Genomic DNA, 23167 nt, shown 5'->3' with positions numbered 1-23167 from the left:
ATCTTTGCCGTGCAGGGCGTATTCGAAGAGCTGCACATCGAACTGCCGATCATGATTTCGGGGACCATCACCGATGCGTCCGGCCGTACACTGTCGGGCCAGACCACCGAAGCGTTCTGGAACTCCGTGGCCCACGCCAAGCCAATTTCGGTCGGCCTCAACTGCGCCCTCGGCGCCAGTGAGCTGCGTCCGTACCTGGAAGAGCTGTCGAACAAGGCCAGCACCCACGTCTCGGCGCACCCGAACGCTGGTTTGCCGAACGAATTCGGCGAGTACGACGAGTTGCCGGTGGACACCGCCAAGGTCATCGAAGAATTCGCCCAGAGCGGTTTCCTCAACATCGTCGGCGGTTGCTGCGGCACCACCCCGGGCCACATTGAAGCCATCGCCAACGCAGTGGCCGGTTATGCGCCGCGGCAGATTCCGGAGATTCCCAAGGCTTGCCGCCTCTCCGGTCTGGAGCCGTTCACCATCGATCGCAGCTCGTTGTTCGTCAACGTCGGCGAGCGCACCAACATCACCGGCTCCGCCAAGTTCGCCCGTCTGATCCGTGAAGACAACTACACCGAAGCCCTGGAAGTCGCCCTGCAGCAGGTCGAGGCCGGCGCGCAGGTGATCGACATCAACATGGACGAAGGCATGCTCGATTCGAAGAAGGCCATGGTGACCTTCCTCAATCTGATTGCCGGCGAGCCGGACATCTCCCGCGTGCCGATCATGATCGACTCGTCGAAATGGGAAGTGATCGAAGCGGGTCTGAAGTGCATTCAGGGCAAGGGCATCGTCAACTCGATCAGCATGAAAGAAGGCGTCGAGCAGTTCATCCATCACGCCAAGCTGTGCAAGCGCTACGGCGCGGCGGTGGTGGTGATGGCGTTCGACGAAGCCGGCCAGGCCGACACCGAAGCGCGCAAGAAAGAGATCTGCAAACGCTCCTACGACATTCTGGTCAACGAAGTCGGCTTCCCGCCGGAAGACATCATCTTCGACCCGAACATCTTCGCCGTGGCCACCGGCATCGAAGAACACAACAACTACGCTGTGGACTTCATCAACGCCTGTGCCTACATCCGCGATGAGCTGCCGTATGCCCTGAGTTCCGGTGGCGTGTCCAACGTGTCGTTCTCGTTCCGTGGCAACAACCCGGTGCGTGAGGCGATCCACTCGGTGTTCCTGCTGTACGCGATCCGCGCCGGCCTGACCATGGGCATCGTCAACGCCGGTCAGCTGGAAATCTACGACCAGATCCCGCAGGAACTGCGCGACGCCGTCGAAGACGTGATTCTCAACCGCACGCCAGAAGGCACCGACGCCCTCCTCGCCATCGCCGACAAGTACAAGGGCGACGGCAGCGTCAAGGAAGCCGAGACCGAAGAGTGGCGCAACTGGGACGTCAACAAGCGTCTGGAACATGCGCTGGTCAAGGGCATTACCACGCACATCGTTGAAGACACCGAAGAATCGCGCCAGTCGTTCGCCCGTCCGATCGAAGTCATCGAAGGGCCGCTGATGTCCGGTATGAACATCGTCGGCGACCTGTTCGGCGCCGGTAAAATGTTCCTGCCGCAGGTGGTGAAATCCGCCCGCGTCATGAAACAGGCCGTGGCGCACCTGATCCCGTTCATCGAGCTGGAAAAAGGCGACAAACCGGAAGCCAAAGGCAAGATCCTCATGGCCACGGTCAAAGGCGACGTGCACGACATCGGCAAGAACATCGTCGGCGTGGTGTTGGGTTGCAACGGCTATGACATCGTCGACCTCGGCGTAATGGTCCCGGCGGAAAAAATCCTCCAGGTGGCCCGCGACGAGAAGTGCGACATCATCGGTCTGTCCGGCCTGATCACCCCGTCGCTGGACGAGATGGTCCACGTGGCCCGCGAGATGCAGCGTCAGGATTTCCATCTGCCGCTGATGATCGGTGGCGCGACCACGTCCAAGGCGCACACGGCGGTGAAGATCGAGCCGAAGTACAGCAACGATGCGGTCGTCTACGTCACCGACGCCTCGCGTGCGGTCGGTGTAGCGACACAGTTGCTGTCCAGGGAACTCAAGGCCGGTTTCGTCGAGAAAACCCGCGCCGATTACATCGACGTGCGCGAGCGCACCGCCAACCGCAGCGCCCGTACCGAGCGCCTGAGTTACGCGGCGGCGATCGCCAAGAAGCCACAGTTCGACTGGGCCAACTACACGCCGGTCAAACCGACCTTCACCGGCACCCGCGTGCTGGACAACATCGACCTCAACGTGCTGGCCGAGTACATCGACTGGACGCCGTTCTTCATTTCCTGGGACCTGGCCGGCAAATTCCCGCGCATCCTTGAAGATGAAGTGGTCGGTGAAGCGGCCACCGCGCTGTACAAGGATGCGCGCGAGATGCTCACCAAGCTGATCGACGAGAAGCTGATCAGCGCCCGTGCGGTGTTCGGTTTCTGGCCGGCCAATCAGGTGCATGACGACGACATCGAACTGTACGGCGATGACGGCAAGCCGATGGCGCGCCTGCATCACCTGCGTCAGCAGATCATCAAGACCGACGGCAAGCCGAACTTCTCGCTGGCCGACTTCGTCGCACCGAAGGACAGCGAAGTGACCGACTACGTCGGTGGTTTCATCACCACCGCCGGCATCGGCGCCGAGGAAGTCGCCAAGGCTTATCAGGACGCTGGCGACGACTACAACTCGATCATGGTCAAGGCCCTCGCCGACCGTCTGGCCGAAGCTTGCGCCGAATGGCTGCACCAGCAAGTGCGTAAAGAACATTGGGGTTATGCCAAGGACGAAGTGCTGGATAACGAAGCACTGATCAAAGAACAGTACTCCGGTATCCGTCCGGCACCGGGTTACCCGGCCTGCCCGGATCACACCGAGAAAGCCACGCTGTTCACTCTGCTCGACCCCGAGGCCAGCGAGATGCGCGCTGGCCGCAGCGGCGTGTTCCTCACCGAACATTACGCGATGTTCCCGGCGGCAGCGGTCAGCGGCTGGTACTTCGCCCATCCTCAGGCGCAGTATTTTGCCGTGGGCAAGGTCGACAAGGATCAGGTGCAGAGCTACACCTCGCGCAAAGGTCAGGACCTGAGCGTGACCGAGCGCTGGCTGGCGCCTAACCTCGGCTACGACGAGTGATCGGACGGCCAATCCCCGGGGCTGCCGGGGATTGGCTGACACAGCGCATCACGCGCCTGACAACGACCGGGATGAGCCGGCTTTCGGTGCGCTGCTGTCAGTCTCGGCGAGTTGTTCGATCTCCTGGCGCGACAACTCGATAAGCCGTTCACTGCGCGCGACTTCCCGGACGTACAACGCATGAAGATAAACCGGATCGTCCGTACTCAACCCGTCCACCTCGCTGTCCTCTTGCAACTGGGCTTCATCCAGAAGGCTGAATGCTCCAGGCTGTCGCTCCCGCAGGAAGCGTAGCCAATAGTCACGCTGAATCAGGCTGACAAGGAAATCATCACCGCGTTCGGCTTCGATCACTTGCGTACGGGCAGCAGCGAGCTGTTCTGGAGTGACGCCCGACTGAAATGTCATGTGCCTGGGTTGCCCTGGCAGCTCCAGGCCATCGTCCCAGCCACCGGTCAGACCGATTCGATAGCCCAGGCGTACCTCGGCTTCATCTCGTGCGGTTCCAGGTGTGGCGTTTCTCGCCAGTGCATCAATCTTGTCCAGCCGAAACAACTGCCGGGACAGACGCAGCAACGTCCGACCGTTTTGTGCGGTATTTCCGGCGGGGATTTCGAGCAAGGCATTGTGAACGAACACTTTGCTCTCCAGCTCGCTGAATGTGAGGATACGCCCGTCGGGGCAAGTGCCATGGGTCGTTGAGCCGGCGAACAATACTTGCCGCAGTTCAGTGTTGCCGGCAGCGGCGTCCATGACCATCCAGACCCGACGTGTCAGATCGGCATTGGCCAGCTTGAACTCCTGGCTGAGCTGCAACTGTGAAAGCAGATTGAAAAACGCAGCATGGTCCGGCTCGGCAGCGAGCTGCGACCAGGTCTGCATCCTGGACGTCAATTGCTGCGGCGTTGCATTGGCCAGCCATGGCGCACTCTGCGTGGTATCCACGGGTATATCCGGCAACACTTCGTCGGCTTCGAAGCCATCACTTTCATCACTGCTCGCCGCCGCCGGCTCTTCCAGCAAGTTGTCGAGGTCCGCCCGCGATAGCCCCAGCACCGTATCGTGTCCACCCGCCTCGCGGTAATCCCTGAGGCTTTCGAGGCTTTCTCGGGTCAGGCTGAAGTTGTCACTCAGGTCCGTCCCCTCCATCAGGGCATCGTGGCTGCCGTCAAGCGCACCTGCCGGAATCAACGCCAGTTCGTTGCCACTCAGGTTTAACGTTCGCAAAAGCGGCGCCTGCAGAACCCCGGTCGGCCATTCAAAAAGATTGTTATTGCGCATATCCAGCGATTCCAGGCGCGCAAACGGCCTCACGTCAAAACTGTGCAGTTCGTTGTAACTCAGGTCCAGGTCATTCAACTGCACGAGCCGGCTCAATGACTGCGGCAAATGACTGGCATCGTCAAAGTGGTTGCCCGACAGTTCCAGTCGCTCAAGCGTGGTCATGAGCAAGACTGGTTCAGGTACGCTCACCAGTGCGTTGCCGTTCAACGTGAGCGTGCGCAGGCAAGGAAATGCCTGGAGAAACGCGTCGCAGCCTTGCGGCGTGAACCGCACGCCGGTCAGATCCAGGGTGGCCACATGCGAAAACACCTCTGTCAGCTCGGGTAAATCGCCCAATTGCAGGCCGTTCAGGCTCAAGGCGTGTTCAGCCGCTGCGCCATCGGCCATCAACCCCTTGCCCCAGCATTCGAGGATACGCAATGCTCCCAATCTGCGACTCTGTGCCGAAACTATCCAGTCGAAACCCTGCGTTTGTCGATTGAACAGCCATCCGTTCAGGCGCCGGGTCAGGTCGCCAGTGCGTTGTTCCCAGCCGGCCAGCCGTTCGCTGAGCTGCGCCTCGGATTGCCCGGCGGTGAGCCAGCCATCGATCATTTGCGATGCTTCATCCAGTGGCAGGCGCGGGTTGAGCCGTTGCAATCGCGGGGCAAGATTCGCTGGGCCAGCGGCGCCAACTTCAGGTAGAGGGAGCACATGGCGGGCGATGGAATAGCTGCTTTCGGCGGGTGGAAATTCGAGCGGTACAGATTGCGCAGCAAACCTGCGCAGCGTCCCGGCGGGTAACCCCAAACGATTTTCATGCTGCTGGCGGGCGGCTTCAAGTGCGCCTTCGGCCTCTGCGCTTAACGGCGCTCGCGACAGATCGGTCTTGAGCAGCACATCGTGCTGCAACACCGCTTCGGGCAAGGATTCGATTTCGCTTTCACGCAGGTCCAGCCACTCCAGTTGCGGCAGATCCTGCGCGCCAGTCGGCCAATGCTCCAGCATCGTGCCTCTGAGACTCAATGCCTTCAGCCGCCCCCAGCCAGTGACGTCCAGCGTATGCAGCGGGTTGCTGCGCAGATCCAGATATTCCAGTGCGGTCAGGCCGGCGAGGGTCTGCGCGGTTGCCGGGGTGGAAACGATCTGGTTGTGCGCCAGATTCAGACGGGTCAGCCTGGGCAGGTCTGCTGCGGCAATGGGCACGCTGGTCAAACCATTGCTACTCAGATCCAGTGCCTCGAGTCCGCTGAAACGGCGAATGAACCCGCGCACCTGTTCGGCACTCGCACTGACCCTGCTCAGAGACAAGGACCTGACCTCACTGAACGCGCCATCGGGCAATTGGGGAAGCGTGTGCAGTTGCAGGCCCGACAATTCGAGCACCGCAGCGTTGCCAGACGAGCCATAATGCTGGAAAGCACCGTTGCGCCAACAGGTTCTGATGGACGTCGTCGCCATCGAACGTTTGATCACGTCATCGACACCCAGGCCATCGCGCACTGCCTGCCCGGACCAACCACGCAGGTGTTGATCAAGCTCTGCGTACTGCGCACTCAACACCTCAATCGCCTGGTAACGCGTCTCCGCGCTCTGCCATTGCTCGAAAAATTTGCCGGGGATGGTCACCATCGATTCGGCCATCCCGTCGCAGAGTCGTCGCAGCTGTGCCGCGCAATAGCCGTTGACCATTATCTCCGGCTCCACCGTGTGTTGGAGGCGGCTTCGGATGTACTCGTAGGCTGGCGAAAAATGTTCCCGGGAAAAGTTCGACCATTGCAGCGACAGTCCGGCCCACAGCTGATCGTGGCCGCCGTCGTACATCGCTGGAGGCACCGTACCAATGCGGGTGCCCTCCAGATCAATCCGCCGAAGCCTGGGTAGCTCGAGAATACCCGCCGGCCATTCGGACATCCCGGCGGCGGTCACTCTCAACTCCTGCAGGTTCTGCATGCGACTCAAATTCAGGGCGACAGGGTTCGGGCCAGGAAAATGGATATCCAGTCGTTCAAGACGGATCAACGCTTCCAGTCGGGCCGGCACCTGCGTTGCCAGGGGTTCGACGCAAGTCATTCTCAGGCTCTTGAGTCGTTGCATATTCGCCAACGCGTCGGGCACGTCGGTGAAACCGCTTGCGGTGGCATGGATGTTCAGCTCTTCCAGGTTGGGAAATCTGTCCAGCAACTCGTGCAGACTGGCATCGGTGACAAATCGTCCACGGACACTCAACGCGCGAACATGAGGGAAATCCGCCTCAAGGGTCGGCAGCGGTTCATCGCACACCAGCTCCAGCGAACCGAACTGCGCCTGTTCTTCGGCCAGCGGTGCATTGCGCCAGCACGCCTTGATGTTGCGCACGGTGCTCGCCTTGCCACCGAGCAGCGCTTGCAAAGCAGTCTCCGGCGGCGAGTCGCCCTGCCATTGGGCAAGCGTGGACTCGAGCTGCTGCCACTCACGCTGCAGTGTCTGCAGATGACCGTAGATCTGTGCACGGGTTTTGCCTGCGCGCATTTGTTTGAGCACAAAGTCGCTGGCCTGTTGATCCGTGAGTCCGGGGTAGACATCCCGCACGCGAATCACCAGTGAAGGATCCATGCCTTGCGCTCGTCCGGTAGCGTAATAACCCAGTCTGCGCTCACTGATCCGCACGGGCGGCTTGAAGCTGCGGTGCTTGCCGATTCGTCGCGCCAGCCGTTGCGCCAGCGCTTCACGATGTTCGCTGGCTGAATCGATGACGGCCTCCTGCAAATCGGCACTTTGCTCCACGTCTGGCAGCTCCAGTGCCTGACGTGCGTCATCGGGCAAGGCATGCATGATCGAGGCGAAAAAATTATCGCCCTTGCCGGCATAGCTGTTGATGGCTCGTGCCTGACTGTCGAATGCCTGGTAGACCGGGCCGTTTTTCACCACATATTTGCGACGCGTAGCATTCTCGCTGCCGATCGCATCGAGCAGCGGGCCGTTGATTCGGCCCTCGCGTATTTCCAGCCGCACACTGTCGGGCCAGCCCGGCAGTTTTTCCAGTGCGTGCAGTGCCAGCCACTGGCTGTCTGCCGAGCCCACGGCTCCCGCAGAAAGAACGCTGAATGCCTGACTCACCCGTCCCTGCTGCGCATACCAGCGCCCCTCTTCCAGCATTTTCAGCGGTACGCGGCGAGTTGCATGCAAACGCGCAAGGTCCGCCGCATCGGCATCCAGCAGCACCTGTCTGGCTCCCGCCGCAGAGAGCCCCGGACACTCTCGTTGCAGTCGGTCCATGAGGGGATTGTCCGACGTGATGCGAACCGCTTCTTTCTTGACCAATTGCAAGGCGTCGATCAGTTCCGGCGGCGGCGGTAAATGATCCAGATGGATCTTGCGCAAGGCGTTGTCGCCAAGATCGATGGCGTCTGCCACCTTTAGCAGTTGGGCGTCCGTCACTGCATCGGTGACATGTCCCAGGCGTCGTAGCAGCGTCAGCCGGTCCCATTGCAGCGGACGTTCCAGTGAATGGCGCCAGGCGCCGTAGCCGTTATGTTCGAGCAGCGGCTGGTGAGCCTTCGGGTTGTCCGGGTGCTTGATACGCCACTTGTGCAACGACGCATCCCAGGTCGTTTCATAGACCTTGCCGCGCAGACGAATGAACGTGCGGCCGTCCACCCGGTGCAGCCCCGAATCATCAGGCACCGCGTCGGCAGGCAATGCGCGATTCTGCTCGTAGGCCTTCAGATCGGCTCGCCACAAGCGGCGGGTTCCATCGGGCAGGTTGACCGGCTCCAGCCCTTCGAGCAGCGGTTCGGGTTTCACGGCAGTCAGCTTGCCCAAGGTTTTAGCCCCCGCTCCCATGAGCGCGATCATGGCCAGATTCTCGGCCACATCGATCAAGTGCGCCTTCGCGGCCTGCCGATCGCCGTCACTCCACTCAACCACGCCCTCCAGCGTTTCGTAGAGCAGTTGACCGGCCATTGCCACCATCATGATTTCGCCCAGTATCGGTACAAACATCGAAACCAGGTTCAAGCCGAGCATGCCGAACTCAAGCAGATGATTGAGCTTCCCGGCACGCACCCGGGCATCGACATCGGCACTCGGGACGGCGTGGCTGCGGGCGTCAGCGATGACCTTGTCGCGATTTTGCTCGTAGAGATAGTTCCACGGGTCGATATTGTCCGCCCAGATGCCGTCAGACCCGCGATAGAGACGCCCGCCCGGTTTGAGGTAAGGATCATCCACCGGTTCGCGTTTACCCGGCGTTTGCGCCGGGAGCTCCTTGATCGTCACGATCGGGGAAAATTGCGGGATGTACTGAGCGGTCTTCAGCCAGAAAGAGTGCAATGGATCTACCGGGGAATCCGCTGCGGGCCGGGTGAACTGACTGAAGTAATAAGGACGATCGGAATAAGCCACGAACTGGCTGAAAAATTGCTGATAGGGTGTCGGCTGCGTACTGTCGGGCGTAGCGCGCTCGGTGAAGCGACGCTTGAATACTTCACGCATCTGTGACGTCGAATAACGCTTGAGCGGATGCTGCGAGTCATGCGGAATGTAAACGATGAACTCGTCCGTATAACGATACTTTTCGCAGATGCTGAAAACCATGCAACCGGTCATCCTGTGCTTCATCAGCCCCAGATCACGAAACCACACCTGCTTGTCGCCGATCCACGGATGCACCTCGCCATTGATGACCGCCAGGATCATCGTGTAGTCCTCAGGCTTGATGTCCTGTGTGAGCAGAGCCACTTCTGCCGCCGCCCGCAACGCGGCTTTCTGACTGGCGATGAATTGTTCGCGAAGTGGCGGCTGCCCTTGCGGCGTCGACGCCTCGAAAAATGCCTTCACACAGGTTTGATACTGCGCGCCGATGTCCAGACTGCGGCACAGGGTCAGAAACTGCGGGATCGTCATGTTCAACGCCAGGCTTTGAAATTCACCGGGTGTTGATGTCTGCGTGACGAAAGAGGACTGGCGATGAAACGCCCCGTCTTCGCATTCGGATGCTTCGAAGTTATGTAACGCGGCCTGCAACAGCGACAGCTTCAGCACTTCGAAGGTGTCCACCTCGATTTCCAGCATGCCTACTTGCAGCGGCTTTCGCAGGCATACCAGGGTCTTGTTGAGGTCCAGATCCAGACCGAACCGCTCCTTGAGCGTGCGAGTCAGAATGGGGGCGGCGAAGGTGTCGATGTCCTGCAATGCCGACATCGTCTTGTCCAGTCGGGTCTGCGCGATGAAACTCGCGGTGAAGCATTGCTTGAGCGCCTGCTGTTTATCGGCAGGTGCTGAATCAAACCACGCAGGCATGCGCGTGCTGCTGGCCTTGAGCGCCGAGCGTCTTTCGCCAGTCGCGTCGGTCAGCCAGTCGGGTGACAGGTGCTCAAGCAGGTCGCCATGAATGCTGGTTTTCTCTCGGGGATGGGTGGGCATGTTGTCTCTCCGGGCATATGGAGTGACAGGACACCATGTGCGCCAGAGACAGCTGCGGTAGATAGTTATTGCCTCGGCAACGGTTTGTAACCAATCGCGACCAGGCGGGCGGGCGAGACAGCAAGCTGCGGCGCATTGACTATGCTCTGGGGACACATCTTTGTGACGGAGGATTTATGGACGATCCACTCGACAACAAGCCCCCTACCTTCTGGCAGATGCTGCACAGCGTGATGGCCGCTGCCTTCGGCGTGCAAAGCGGGAAAAACCGCGCCCGGGACTTCACCCATGGCAAGCCCAGTCATTTCGTGATTCTGGGCATCGGTTTCACCGCTGTGTTTGCCCTGACGCTGTTCGCCATCGTCAAGCTGGTGCTGCACTTCGCCGGGCTATGACGAGGTTGAAAAGCCCGGCGCCGAGGGTTGAGCCAGCGCCGGGCAATCATGATTACTCCAATTCCTCACGTTCCTTGAAAGAGCGGCTAATCAGCAGATCGTTCAACTCCTGTTTGTACCAGTTGTCGACGTCTTTGTACGCTTCGTTGTAGGCGTCGGAAGACAACGGTGCGCCGAGAAAGTGATCTTCAATCTCTTCCTGTTTTTGTGTCCTTTCACGTTCAAGATTCGAAAAGTCGTTGGCGTACCTTGCTTGCAGATGTACGCGCCAGGACTCGCGCTGTATCAACCGCTCGTCGAAGACTGACGTTTCTTCACCTGTCAGAATGGTTTCGACGGCTTCCGAGATATCCAGTGGCGTGATCCCGGTCGGATACAACATGCCGGAGGGCTGAAGCGGCAGCTTAAGTATATCAGCGAGCTTGATGCGAAATTCCAGTCTGATTTCCGCGGCATCGAGACCGCTATTTTCAATTTGATCGCTCATCGCTCTGACGATACCCTCAACGGCTTGCAGGCGATCCATGCCCCGTACAAATTCATAGACGGTTTCCCCGTTAGTTCCTGTCTCGGCGAGTGGAAGCATATCAGCCTCCCGGATGGCTGATTCCAGATCATTGAAAATCAAAATCCTGCCATCGCCACAGGTGAATTCGGTTTTCAAGGCAGTCGACTTGGTAAAAACGCTCTTTCTCAAGCCCGGATTCGCATTGATGGCATCGAGCACGGCCCAGACGCGGCGCGTCAACTGCTCTGGCTCGGTCTGAAAATCGCTCGTATGGCGCAACTGCGACAGAATGAAAAAGAAGTCCCGACTGTTGCCAGCGGTGAAAAGATCGTTCCAGACACGGTGTTTGCCCGAATCACTGCTAACGTTCACAAACCAGCGTTCCTTCTGCACCGATGCACTTTCAGTTTCCGGGTGCGGCGTTGGTGAATGCTCCGAGTTCGAGCCTTCATCGTTTGCAGAGCGATACCATTCGATGCGTTCATCGAGTTCTGAAAGCGTGAAGCCCAGCCCTTCTCCCGTCAGCTCAAGAAAATCCCGCAGATCCTCGCATTCCTGTTCCAGTAGAGGGTTACGCGATACGTCGGTGCCCTCTGCCAGACTGCGATGGCCAGACTCGAAAATTTCGCGCGGTAACGTCTCGATCTGGTTCGCGCGCAGAACAAGCTCACGCAGCCGGGGCAATTCCAGCGCTGCCACAGGCCAGTCTCTCAACAGGTTGTTTTCCAAATTCAGACTTGCAAGCCGCCTCAGCCCGGTGACATCCAGTTCGCGGAAGGAGTTATGACTCAGGTCCAGCGCTTGCAGATGTGGCATCTCAAGCAGATGCAGGCGGGTCTGCAGGTTATCCCGCAGGCTGTTATGGCGCGCGTTGAACACCCTCATCAAGCGTAATTCTCCAAGCGTTGCAGGTAACACGTCAATTTTGTTATGGCTCAGGTTCAACGATTCGACCCGGGTGAATCCTTGCAAAAACGCGTCAGCGCCTTGATTCATCAATCCGGTGTTGCTCAGGTTCAATTCCGTGACATGGGAAAAGTGCCAGGTCAGTTCAGGCAGACTGCCAATTTGCAGGCCAGACAAATCCAGCACATGCGATCCTTCCGGCAGTGCCGTTGCGGACGTCGGGCGCAAGGTGCTGCGCCAGCTCGCCAGCAAGCGGTCCGCAGCCCGGCGTCGATCCAGCGCACTGATCGGGTTGTCCTCAAAATAGCCTTGCACATCTATCCAGTCGTTGAGCAACTCGACCCACTGATTGAATTGCGCCTCCCACTCGCTCAACAGGACTTCGATCTGCCCTTCACCCATCCCGCTGGCCATCCATTCGCCGAGCTGCGACTCGACCTGCTCATTGGTCAGCTCAGGGTTCAGACGTTGCAGGCGTTCCAGCGCGGGCAAGTCCACACCTGCGTCGGCTGGCGCCAGCGCCTGGAAAAGTTCGGGCTGTTGCAACACGAACTCCGGGAAATATTCCGGCTCCCCCCCTGTACGCCCTTGGGCGAGGAGCCTGCGAGGAATGCCCAACGGATTGTCCAGGGAGTGCCCAGGATTGGCCTGATCGATGCGCTGCGCAAAATTTCTGGCGTCCGAACGGGCGCGCGCCGACAGACGACATCCGAGCAGGTTGGTGTTCATCAGCAAGGCATCATGCCCTTGCTGCACGTTCTCGGGGATATCGGTAATTGCGCTATGACTCATGTCCAGGCGTGACAATTGCGGCAGCTCAAGCACACCCTCCGGCCACGCCTCGATTGAGCTGTGGCTCAAGTCCAGCGAACGCAAATGGACAAGCCGGCCAACATCCAGGCGGGTAATCGGGTTGTACTGAAGTTGCAGCGATGTCAGCGTATTCAGCCCGTTCAAACGAGCCTGCACCTCGGCAGTGACCTGCAGCCAGTTACCGGAAAAATCCAGATGCCGGAGTGCCGAAAAGTGCTCCAGGGATACCGGCAGGTCTCGCAGATTATTGTGCGCAAGATTCAGCGTCTCGATGTGGGCGAACTGGCTCAACCAGCCATCGGTGCTTTGCAGCGGTAAACCGGTGCGACTCAGGTTCAGTTCCCGAACGTGGTTAAAGCCTTCTGGTGGCAATTGCGGTGCGTCCTCCAGGCGCAGATCAGACAGATCCAGCCGTGTGCCCGCCGCGTCAGCACCGCTGGAAGAACCCGCGACCGAGGTAAAACGCCGCTCCAGGCCTTCTTGCCAGCACTCCATGATTCGATCCGAAGCATTCAGGCGCCCGTTGCGTACAAACCTGTCGCCACTTTCAACGTTCGACCATTGCTCAAGCTCGCTCTGCAACGCAGCATTCTCGATGCGCACGTTGTTGATGCGCTCCAGGCGTGCCGCCGGACTGAGCCCTTGTCGCTGGAACTCGGCCAGGATGTTGTCCACGAAAAACGGCTCGTCTGGCCGCAGGTTTCTCAGCACACCGGCGCAGTATTGCTGCACCCATTGCGGTTCATCGACCAGGTGGGCGCGATTGTCATGCAAGTAGTCAAAAACCCGCGCTATGTCCTGCGTGGTGAAATCGGCCCAATTCATCTTGAGCCCACGCCACAAGCGCTCGTGCCCTTCAAACAGTTCCGGCGGCACCGCTTTGATCTGTGTCGCCCACAGATCCAGCGATCGCAGATGTTCAAGCCCTGAAACACCCGCCGGCCACTGCGCCAGAGAGCCCGAGACTTCCAGCTTGCGCAACGATGCCAAACGGCTGACGTCCAGGGTTTCCATGTCACCGATCAGCGACAACTGTTCCAGCGAGGTCATGTTTTGCAGCGCTTGCAACGAGGCCTCGGAAAACTCCAGCGACAAACCGGAAATCGACAATTCTGTAACACGGTCAAGCCCTGACAGACGTGCAGTCAACGCATCAAGTTCCATGCGTTGCACATTGTGCAATTCGATGCGCCGCACATTTGCAAACGTGCGCAGCAGCGTGTCTCCCTCGGCCAGCAGTCTGGCCCCGGACATGTTCAGCGTACGCACGTGGGAGAAATCGGCATTCAGGGCCGGCAAGGGTGTATCGCCTCGCAGATGCAGTGCTGCTTCGGGTGGTCTGTCGCGATCAAGTCCCTGCCTCCAGCAGTCGACCATGTCGTTGATGACCAGAGCGCGGTCCTCATTGTCCGCCAGTGAATGTTCGAGTGTCGTACGCAGCCCGTCCAGTTCGCGTTGCCGGCGGAGCAGCATCGCGTAAATCTGCTGATTGCTTTCACCTGCGCGCATGCGCTGACGGATGAATGCCTGGGCCTCCGGTTCGCTGAGGTGGGGATAGAGATCGCGCACATGTGCCACCTGGGCGTCGTCCATGCCAAAGCCCTGGCCCCTGCCCGACAATTCGTAGCCAAAACGCCCGCCCGGCAGGCGCAATGACGGTCGAGACCGGGGCATGCGCAACTTCAGCGTGTCCATCATCTGTGTTCGGTGCGTGCGGGCATACGCTGCGACTTTGCGTTGCAGGCCGACTGCCTTGCGGGTGGCTGGAAGCCTCAGGGCTGTGCGCTGTTTTTCCGGCATTGCTTTCACAATGGATTTGAAAAATTGCCGGCCAGCCGGTTCCAGCTGCCGCAGCTCCTTGCCTGCCTCATCGAAAACCCGAAACTGGTCGCCATCCTTGACAAGGCAACGCCGTACGCCTGCCTGTTCGCGGCCGATGCTGTCCAGTAGAGGTCCGTGGATACTGCCTTCACGCACCTCCAGACGTACATTTGCAGACCAGTCCGGCAGTTGCTCAAGAATATGCAGCGCCAACCGGTCGCTGTCTGCACTTGCCAGCCCTTCGCGGTACAGGCCGCCAATTGCCCGACTCAGTCGTCCCTCTTGCACAGCGATACGGGCCTGGTCATTCAGGCGCCGACTGATACGCGCATGCTCATGAAGCTCCACGAGATCCCGGGGATGGGCGCTGTCCAGCAGTTGATCATGAGCACGCCGAGACAACGAGGGAAACCGGCGCTGCAGGGGGCTCGGGACGCCGCTGGCAGCGGGCTGCTTCCAGGGTTGGGCAAGCGCGTCGGATACCGCTGCACGCCTGCTTTTGAGCAAATCTGCCAGGCGTTGGTTGAACACCTGATCCCTGCGTCTCGCCCCCCAGCTCTCACGCGGCCCCAACAGGGCTTCGATCTGCTCTTCACTCAGCCCGGACAACGCCTGTTCGGCAAATCGTCCGTGACGCAGATCGGCGCGCGTGATCCTGACGGTGGTTCCTCCCTCAAGCGGCGTGCCATAGGACTGCGCCTGATGGGTAGAGCCAGGCCCGTCATGCAGTTCCAGCACCCGTCCTTCGGGCCATCCCGGCAGGTCGGTGGCCAACGGGACTGCTTGCATGTAATGGGGGTCGCGGCCGTTTCCTTTATCGACATTCCTGATCAGCCGCTCGACGTTCTGATCGACCCGCACTTGCTCCAGCATATCGGCCAGAACCGCCGGCATGGGCAGACCGTCCATATGGATCCGGCGCAAGGCATCGTCACTGATACCGCATATATCGCCGATCAGGCCCAGGTTTTTGTCGGAGAACCGTTCGGTGTCGTGTCCCAATCGTCGCAGCAACGTCAGCCTGTCCCAGGTCAGAGGCCGTTCATGGCCATGGCGCCAGGCCCCCGCGTTGTTGTGCTCCAGCACAGGTGCGTAGACGCTGCTGTCGGTGGGATGATTGATGCGCCACTTCTTCAATAGCGGGTCGAGGGTTATCTGGTAGAACCTGTTATCCATGCGGATATAAAACTTGCCATCGATCTCATACCGCCCCATTGCGTCGGGACCGCTAGAGGTCGGCAGTCGCACGTCACTGACATAAGAGCCCAGATCCGGTTTCCACAAGCGCGTCCGTCCATCTGGCAACTGTACGGGCTTGAGCGCTTCGATGACCGGTTCGGGACTCAGCTGTTTCAGGGCGGGAGGTTTTTCCCCGGGCTTGCCCAGCACTTTTCCGGCACCGTACATCAAACCGATCATGGCCAGGTTCTCTACCAGATCAATAAGGTGCGCCTTGGCGGCCCTGTGATCGCCTTCACTCCATTCGATGGCCGTTTCCACAGCCTCGGCCAGGAGCTGAACAGCCATCGCAGCCATCATGACCTCCCCCAATACCGGGACGAAACCCAGGGCAAAAGTCCCGAAAAACATGCCGAATTCCAGCAAATGGGCGAGTTTTCTTTTACGTGTTGCAGCATCGATCTGCGCCGTGGGCACGGCATGAGAGGCGGCATCGGTCATGCATTTGGCCTGATGTCGTTCAAAGAGGTAACGCCACGGGTCCAGCGGCTCGGTACTCGACTCCTCACCTTCGAAAGACAGGGGCAACATTTGCAGGTAAAAATCCGGGTTCGGCACCTGAGGGGCAACAGGAAGCGGGGGCAGGTCATCGAGCGAAACGACATGCCCGATGATTTCAGACAGAACGGGGATATTCGATCCAATCCATTGGGCTGCTGTGGCATCCGGTGAGTCCATGGTGAACAACTGGAAATAACCCGGACGATCCGCATAGTCGACAAATTGACTGAAAAACCGCTGGTAGGCCGTCGAGGCCCCTGCCGCAGAGCCTGACTTATCCGGCGTAGTAAAGAGCTTCCTGAACGTCGCGTGCATCTGTTCGCCGCTGTAGGACTTCAGGGGATGATGAGGATCATGAGGAATGTAAACCAGGCCTCGTTTGATGCCGTCGGCCTTGATAATCGAGAAGGTCATGCATCCAGTCAGCCGAAATCGGTTGAGCTCCAGATCGCCAACCCACACCGGATGTCCACGCAACCGTGGCGACTTCTCGCCATCAATGACCGACTGCACCATCGCGTATTCCGCAGGGTCGATATCGCCTTGCAACAGTGCCAGTTCAGCGGCTGCCCGCAGTGCTGCCTTTTGACTTCGGATGAATCTGGTTTGCAGATCCGGGCCGGCCTGATAGAAAAACTTCTTCATATAAGCCTGGTATTGCCCGCCAAGATCGAGCCTTCGACATAACTGGATAAATTCATGGACCTGCAAGCCCAGAGAAATGCCAAAGAAGGTTTCCGAACCTCCAGCCGTGAGACGCCAGCGAAATCCGGATGAATGGTGAAAAGCATCCTCCTCTTCTTCGGACTTTTCGAAGTTGTGCAGCGCAGCCTGCAACAGCTCAAGCTTCAGAACGTCGTATGGCAACACCTGGATTTTGAACAAGCTGTACGTCGCGGCCTTGCGAAGGGTAATCCAGGTGGGAATGTCTTTATCGAGTTCTACACCGTAATGCTCTCTAAGCGCCTTGATCAGCCGCGGGCGGGCGAACGTATCAATGTCCTGCAGCCCGGAAAATGCCTTGTCCAGTTCTGTCTGGGCCTCGAAGTTTGCGGTAAAACAGGCCTGCAACCGCTTTCGCTGCTCAGGCGTAGCGCGCGACCATGCAGATGGCAGACGCACCGATGCGTTCCTGAATTGCGCACGTCGTTCAGAGGTGGCATCAAGCAGCCATTTGGGCATGGACTTGACCAGTAGCTTGCCGTGAATACTTGGCGTGACGTCCCAATGCTTGAGCTTGCTGCTCGAGGGAATGGTGGTGTCGGACATGTGAGTCTCGGTCAATTAAATGGAGAGACATCACAGCACGGGGTGTTGAGGGGGCTGCGGTAACTATGTAGTGCACGCCATCCGTAACGCCGGGGGCGATCCGGAATGCGCGACGGATATCTGCACGCAGGCGGCGCAAAGGCGCATGATCGCAGGCTCGCGAGGACGATCATGCGTCTGTTCGTTTGCCGTCGGCCCTCGCTGGTTTACGGCCTGAACTGTGTATCTACTGATGACTGACCCAAAATACTGCTGTTCCTACAACCAGAATGATCAGGAACAGAATGGCCCACGCATCGACACTGCTATCGCTTTTTCTCGCCTTGGTCGGATTGCTCATTGCATCGCCTCTTGTCGGTTTTATCGGTGATTGCAGAAAGACTCGATCACAGTTAAGACGATGATTGTCCCCGCGACAAATGTGGGTTAATCAACAACCATTCTCGTTAGGCGATTTGGTTCTTTACATATACTCAAACATCACTTTTGCGCATAACTGCAAACGGGTATATTGCCCCGGCTCCGTTAGGGAGTGCGCGGCCGTGCGCGCGTAATTGCCGAGGCACCATCGGACTCCAGCAAGCGAAAACGCAGCGTTTTCCGAGTAGCCCAAAGCCTGAGAACAGGACTTATATGTACGTATACGACGAGTACGATCAGCGGATCATCGAGGACCGCGTCAAGCAGTTCCGTGATCAGACCCGACGCTATCTGGCAGGTGAGCTGAGCGAAGAAGAATTCCGCCCCCTGCGCCTGCAAAATGGCCTTTACATCCAGCGTTTCGCGCCGATGCTTCGCGTGGCGGTGCCGTACGGCCAGCTGACTTCGCGTCAGATGCGCATGATGGCCAAAATTGCCCGTGACTACGACAAGGGCTACGCCCACATCAGTACCCGGCAGAACGTGCAGTTCAACTGGCCTGCGGTGGAAGACATCCCGGACATCCTCGCGGAACTTGCCACCGTGCAGATGCACGCGATCCAGACCAGCGGCAACTGCCTGCGCAACGTCACCACCGACCAGTTCGCCGGTGTCGCCGCCGATGAGTTGATCGACCCGCGTCCATGGTGCGAGATCGTCCGTCAGTGGACGACGTTCCACCCGGAATTCGCCTACCTGCCGCGCAAATTCAAGATCGCCGTCAACGGTTCGACCGCTGACCGTGCGGCCATCGAAGTTCACGACATCGGCCTTGAGCCGGTACACAACGCCGCCGGCGAGCTGGGCTTCCGTGTGCTGGTCGGCGGTGGCCTGGGCCGTACCCCGGTGGTCGGCGCATTCATCAACGAGTTCCTGCCATGGCAGGACCTGTTGAGCTACCTCGACGCCATCCTGCGGGTGTACAACCGCTATGGCCGTCGCGACAACAAGTACAAGGCGCGGATCAAGATCCTTGTCAAGGCGCTGACCCCTGAAGTGTTCGCGCAGAAAGTCGATGCCGAGATGGAACACCTGCGCGGTGGCCAGACCACGCTGACCGAAGCCGAGCTGCATCGTGTCGCCAAACACTTCGTCGATCCGGACTACAAGGCGCTGGAAAACCAGACCGCCGCCCTGGCCGAACTCGACAAAGAGCATCCGGGCTTCGCCCGCTGGCGTTCGCGCAACACCCTGGCGCACAAGAAGCCGGGGTATGTCGCCGTGACCCTGTCGCTGAAACCGACCGGCGTGGCGCCGGGCGACATCACCGACAAGCAGCTCGATGCCGTCGCCGATCTGGCCGAGCGCTACAGCTTCGGCCAGCTGCGCACCTCCCACGAGCAGAACATCATTCTTGCCGACGTCGAGCAGAGCCAGCTGTTCACCTTGTGGGGCGAGCTGCGTGAAGGCGGTTTCGCCACGCCGAACATCGGCCTGCTGACCGACATCATCTGCTGCCCGGGCGGTGACTTCTGCTCGCTGGCCAACGCCAAGTCGATCCCGATCGCCGAATCGATCCAGCGCCGCTTCGACGACCTGGACTACCTGTTCGACATCGGTGAACTGGACCTGAACATCTCCGGTTGCATGAACGCCTGCGGTCACCACCACGTCGGCCACATCGGCATCCTCGGGGTGGACAAGAAAGGTGAAGAGTTCTACCAGGTCTCCCTCGGCGGCAGCGCCAGCCGTGACGCGAGCCTGGGCAAGATCCTCGGCCCGTCCTTCGCCCAGGACGACATGCCGGACGTGATCTCGAAGTTGATCGACGTGTACGTTGAACAACGTACCGAAGACGAGCGCTTCATCGACACCTACCAGCGTATTGGCATCGACCTCTTCAAGGAACGCGTCTATGCAGCGAATCATTAAGAACAACGAAGTCGTTGACGAAACCTGGCACCTGCTGCCGAAAGATTTCAACATCGACGACATCAGCAATTGCGACGATTTGATCGTTCCATTGCAGCTGTGGCGTGAACACAGCCGCATGCTCAAGGCCCGCGACGGCGGCCTGGGCGTGTGGCTGGACGCCGATGAAGAAGCCGAAGAAATCGGTGACGACGTGGCCGAGTTCCAGGTCATCGCGCTGAACTTCCCGGCCTTCACCGACGGCCGCAACTACTCCAACGCCCGCCTGCTGCGCGACCGTTACGGTTTCAAAGGTGAACTGCGGGCAATTGGTGATGTGCTGCGCGATCAGCTGTTCTACATGCACCGCTGCGGTTTCGATGCGTTTGCCGTTCGTGCGGACAAAGACCCGTACGAAGCGCTGGAAGGCCTCAAGGACTTCTCCGTGACCTATCAGGCCGCCACCGACGAACCGCTGCCGCTGTTCCGTCGCCGCTAAGCTTCAAGGTTATGCGCACAAAAAAACGCCGGTCATTGACCGGCGTTTTTTTGTGGCTGACTGTTTACCAGAAGCGCTGTTGTGTCAGGCGACTCCACCAGCTCAGCAGCACGCGATCCACCGAACCGCTGGCGGCCATGCCGATGCGCTCCTGCAGGCTTTTGCGCTCGGCGTAATGCAGGTGATAGACCTCGGCTTTCTTCGCCCGGTCAGCCAGGTATTCGTCGCTGGTCTTGAGCTCATCGACCAGTTTCTTGTCCAGCGCCGCAACGCCAAGCCAGACTTCGCCGGTGGCCACTTCATCAATAGCCAGTTGCGGGCGATAGCGCGAAACAAAGTTCTTGAACAGCTGATGGGTGATGTCCAGGTCTTCCTGGAACTTCTCACGGCCCTTCTCGGTGTTTTCGCCAAACACGGTCAGGGTGCGCTTGTACTCGCCGGCGGTCAGCACTTCGAAATCGATGTCGTGCTTTTTCAGCAGGCGGTTGACGTTGGGCAACTGCGCCACCACACCAATCGAGCCGAGAATTGCAAACGGCGCGCTGATGATCTTCTCGCCGATGCACGCCATCATGTAGCCGCCGCTGGCCGCGACCTTGTCGATGCACACGGTCAACGGCACGCCGGCCTCACGGATGCGCGCCAGTTGCGACGAGGCCAGACCATAGCTGTGGACCATGCCGCCGCCGCTTTCCAGACGCAGCACCACTTCGTCCTTCGGCGTGGCGAGGGTCAGCAGCGCGGTGATTTCGTGGCGCAGGCTCTCGGTGGCCGAGGCCTTGATGTCGCCGTCGAAATCGAGCACGAACACCCGCGATTTGCTCTCGGATTTGTTCTTCTGCTTCTTCTCGGACTTTTCCGATTTGGCCTGGCCCTTGCGCAGGGCCTTGAGCTGATCCTTGTCGAGCAGGGTCTGCTCCAGGCGCTCACGCAGCCCTTTATAGAAATCGTTGAGCCTGCTGACCTGCAACTGCCCTGCCGACTTGCGCCGGCCCTTGCTGCGCAACGCAGCAAAACTGGCGAGCACCACCAGGATGGCGACCACCAGCGTTACGGTCTTGGCCAGGAAACTGGCGTATTCGGTGAAAAACTCCACAGAGACTCCTTAAAACAATGCGCGGATGCAAAACACGCGCGGGATGGCTCCAGCATACCCATGCGCCGCCTCGTCGGCCAGCCGTGAAACCTCTGGCAACAGGCCTGTAACGGGCATTTCAAACAAGCGTATGTTTTTTCATTGACAGCACTCCGTCATCCTCATAACCTCGCCAAACCTTCAACGTACCGGGATGACGCGGACGTGGGCAGCATCTATCTGATTCGACATGGCCAGGCCTCCTTTGGTGCAGACGACTATGACGTCCTGTCGCCCATCGGTGTGCGGCAGGCAGAAATCCTCGGCCAGCACCTCGCTGATCTCGGGATCAGCTTCGATCGCTGTCTGGCCGGCGACCTGCGTCGTCAGCAACACACGGCCACCAGCGCACTGGAGCAGTTCAGCGCCAGGGGCCTGGCGGTTCCGACCCTGGAAACCGACTCCGCATTCAACGAATTCGATGCCGACGCGGTGATTCGCGCCCTGATCCCCGCCATGCTGGAGGACGAGCCGGAAGCCATCGACATCCTGCGCAACGCCGCGCAGAACCGCGCCGAGTTTCAGCGCATCTTCGTCCTGATCATCGAGCGCTGGCTGGCCGGCACCTACGACCCACCCGGGCTGGAGAGCTGGCTGGGTTTCGTCGAACGGGTTCAGGGAGGCCTGCAACGCATCCTCGAACAGGCCGACGGCAACCAGAAAATCGCCGTGTTCACCTCCGGCGGCACCATCACCGCCCTGCTCCACCTGATTACCCGAATGCCTACCCGCCAGGCCTTTGAACTGAATTGGCAAATCGTCAACACCTCGCTCAACCAGTTGAAGTTCCGCGGTCGCGAGGTGGCTTTGGCCTCCTTCAACAGTCACGTACATCTGCAGCTGTTGAAGGCTCCGGAACTCATCACTTTCCGTTGAGTCCGGATAACTGTGAACCTTGCTGTATCAACCAGCGCCTATTACCCAAGAAAGGATCGAACCATGACCTCCGTAGCTGATGCCGTAAAAGCGATGCAAGCCAAGTTCAACCCAGCCGCCGCTGCTGGTCTGGATCTGGTCTTCGGTTTCAACATCACCGACGAAAACAAGCAATACGCGCTGATCGTCAAAGACGGTACTTGCGACATCCAGGAAGGTGAGAACCCGGACGCCAACTGCACGCTGGTACTCGACAGTGCAACCCTGAAAGACATCGTCAGCGGTGAAACCGACGGCATGCAGGCCTTCATGGGCGGCAAGCTGCGCGTTGAAGGCGACATGATGCTGTCGATGAAACTGTCCGAGCTGTTCCCGTCGTAAGACCTGCGACCGGCTTCAAGAAAATCCCGCCCCTGTGGCGGGATTTTTGCGTCTGGCCCCTGTAGGAGCTGCGGCACGCTGCGATCTTTTGCTTTTAAAAATCAAGGTCAAAAGATCGCAGCCTCGTTTCACTCGACAGCTCCTACAGGATTTGCGCCAGCCTCGCCTCCACATTGGATGCCGCCAGCAACTCCTGCGTGTACGGATGCTGCGCCGAGCTGAATAGCTTGCCGGTCTCACCGCGTTCCAGCACTTCCCCCTCCTTCATCACAATCAGGTCATGGGCCAACGCCCGCACCACCGCCAGATCATGACTGATGAACAGGTAAGTCAGCCCATGTTCTTCCTGCAACCGCCGCAACAGCGCAACGATCTGTTTTTGCACCGTGCGATCCAGCGCCGACGTCGGCTCATCGAGCAAGATCAGCTCCGGCTTGAGCACCAACGCCCGGGCGATGGCAATCCGTTGCCGCTGGCCACCGGAGAACTCGTGCGGATAGCGATGTCGGGTCGCCGGATCGAGGCCAACCTCGCGCAGCACATCGATCACCGCCTGCTCACGCTCGGCAGCATTCAAGTCGCTGTGTACCTGCAAGCCCTCGGCAATGATCTGCTCCACACACAGGCGTGGGCTGAGGCTGCCGAACGGATCCTGAAACACCACTTGCAGGCGTTTGCGCAGTGGCCGCAGCTGCTTGCCGCTCAACTGCTCCAGCGCCTCACCGGCAAAGCGAATGCTGCCCTCGGCGTCGATCAGG

General features: G+C 59.3%; 10 protein-coding genes. 6 read left to right on the top strand and 4 right to left on the bottom strand.

The genetic code is table 11. The features are described 5' to 3' along the window. A partial coding sequence (gene metH, locus DBR18_RS25030; RefSeq protein ID WP_256588958.1) for a methionine synthase occupies window positions 1-3126 on the top strand: 3126 nt, incomplete at its 5' end. Window positions 3127-3174: 48 nt separating this feature from the next. Here metH and DBR18_RS25025 read toward each other — a convergent pair. After that, the gene (locus DBR18_RS25025; RefSeq protein WP_108592327.1) at window positions 3175-9795 is read right to left on the bottom strand and encodes an NEL-type E3 ubiquitin ligase domain-containing protein; all 6621 of its coding nucleotides are present in this window, start codon (window positions 9793-9795) and stop codon (window positions 3175-3177) included. A gap of 176 nt (window positions 9796-9971) precedes the next feature. Between DBR18_RS25025 and DBR18_RS25020 the strand changes: the two genes are divergently transcribed. After that, window positions 9972-10190: a DUF2970 domain-containing protein gene (locus tag DBR18_RS25020; protein WP_108592326.1), complete on the top strand. Its 219-nt coding sequence runs from the start codon at window positions 9972-9974 to the stop codon at window positions 10188-10190. A 52-nt stretch (window positions 10191-10242) separates the two neighbouring features. Here the strand turns inward: DBR18_RS25020 and DBR18_RS25015 are convergent, their stop codons facing one another. Beyond that, complete coding sequence (locus DBR18_RS25015) at window positions 10243-17247, bottom strand: dermonecrotic toxin domain-containing protein (RefSeq protein WP_108592325.1); 7005 nt, start codon at window positions 17245-17247, stop codon at window positions 10243-10245. Between the two features lie 633 nt (window positions 17248-17880). Between DBR18_RS25015 and DBR18_RS25010 the strand changes: the two genes are divergently transcribed. Both DBR18_RS25010 and DBR18_RS25005 read left to right on the top strand, forming a co-directional pair. Continuing rightward, window positions 17881-19539, top strand: coding sequence for a nitrite/sulfite reductase (locus DBR18_RS25010; protein ID WP_108592324.1), 1659 nt, complete (start codon window positions 17881-17883; stop codon window positions 19537-19539). Next, window positions 19523-20017: a DUF934 domain-containing protein gene (locus DBR18_RS25005; protein ID WP_108592323.1), complete on the top strand. Its 495-nt coding sequence runs from the start codon at window positions 19523-19525 to the stop codon at window positions 20015-20017. Before DBR18_RS25010 ends, DBR18_RS25005 begins: the two co-directional genes overlap by 17 nt. A 64-nt stretch (window positions 20018-20081) precedes the next feature. Here DBR18_RS25005 and sohB read toward each other — a convergent pair whose 3' ends face one another. After that, complete coding sequence (sohB, locus tag DBR18_RS25000; RefSeq protein WP_108592322.1) at window positions 20082-21113, bottom strand: protease SohB; 1032 nt, start codon at window positions 21111-21113, stop codon at window positions 20082-20084. Window positions 21114-21317: 204 nt separating this feature from the next. Between sohB and DBR18_RS24995 the strand changes: the two genes are divergently transcribed. Both DBR18_RS24995 and DBR18_RS24990 read left to right on the top strand, forming a co-directional pair. Then, a complete protein-coding gene (locus tag DBR18_RS24995; RefSeq protein WP_108592321.1) occupies window positions 21318-22028 on the top strand; it encodes a histidine phosphatase family protein in 711 nt (236 codons plus the stop codon). Between the two features lie 63 nt (window positions 22029-22091). Then, window positions 22092-22409, top strand: a complete 318-nt coding sequence (locus DBR18_RS24990; RefSeq protein ID WP_108592320.1) for an SCP2 sterol-binding domain-containing protein — start codon at window positions 22092-22094, stop codon at window positions 22407-22409. Between the two features lie 142 nt (window positions 22410-22551). Here DBR18_RS24990 and DBR18_RS29930 read toward each other — a convergent pair. Further along, on the bottom strand, window positions 22552-23167 hold a 616-nt coding region (locus DBR18_RS29930), incomplete at its 5' end, for an ATP-binding cassette domain-containing protein (protein ID WP_256588956.1).

This window comes from Pseudomonas sp. HMWF021 (assembly GCF_003061005.1).
In the GTDB taxonomy this organism is placed as follows: Bacteria; Pseudomonadota; Gammaproteobacteria; order Pseudomonadales; family Pseudomonadaceae; genus Aquipseudomonas.
Note: the sequence above shows the minus strand (reverse complement) of the source record. Positions and strands in the feature narration are given on the sequence as shown.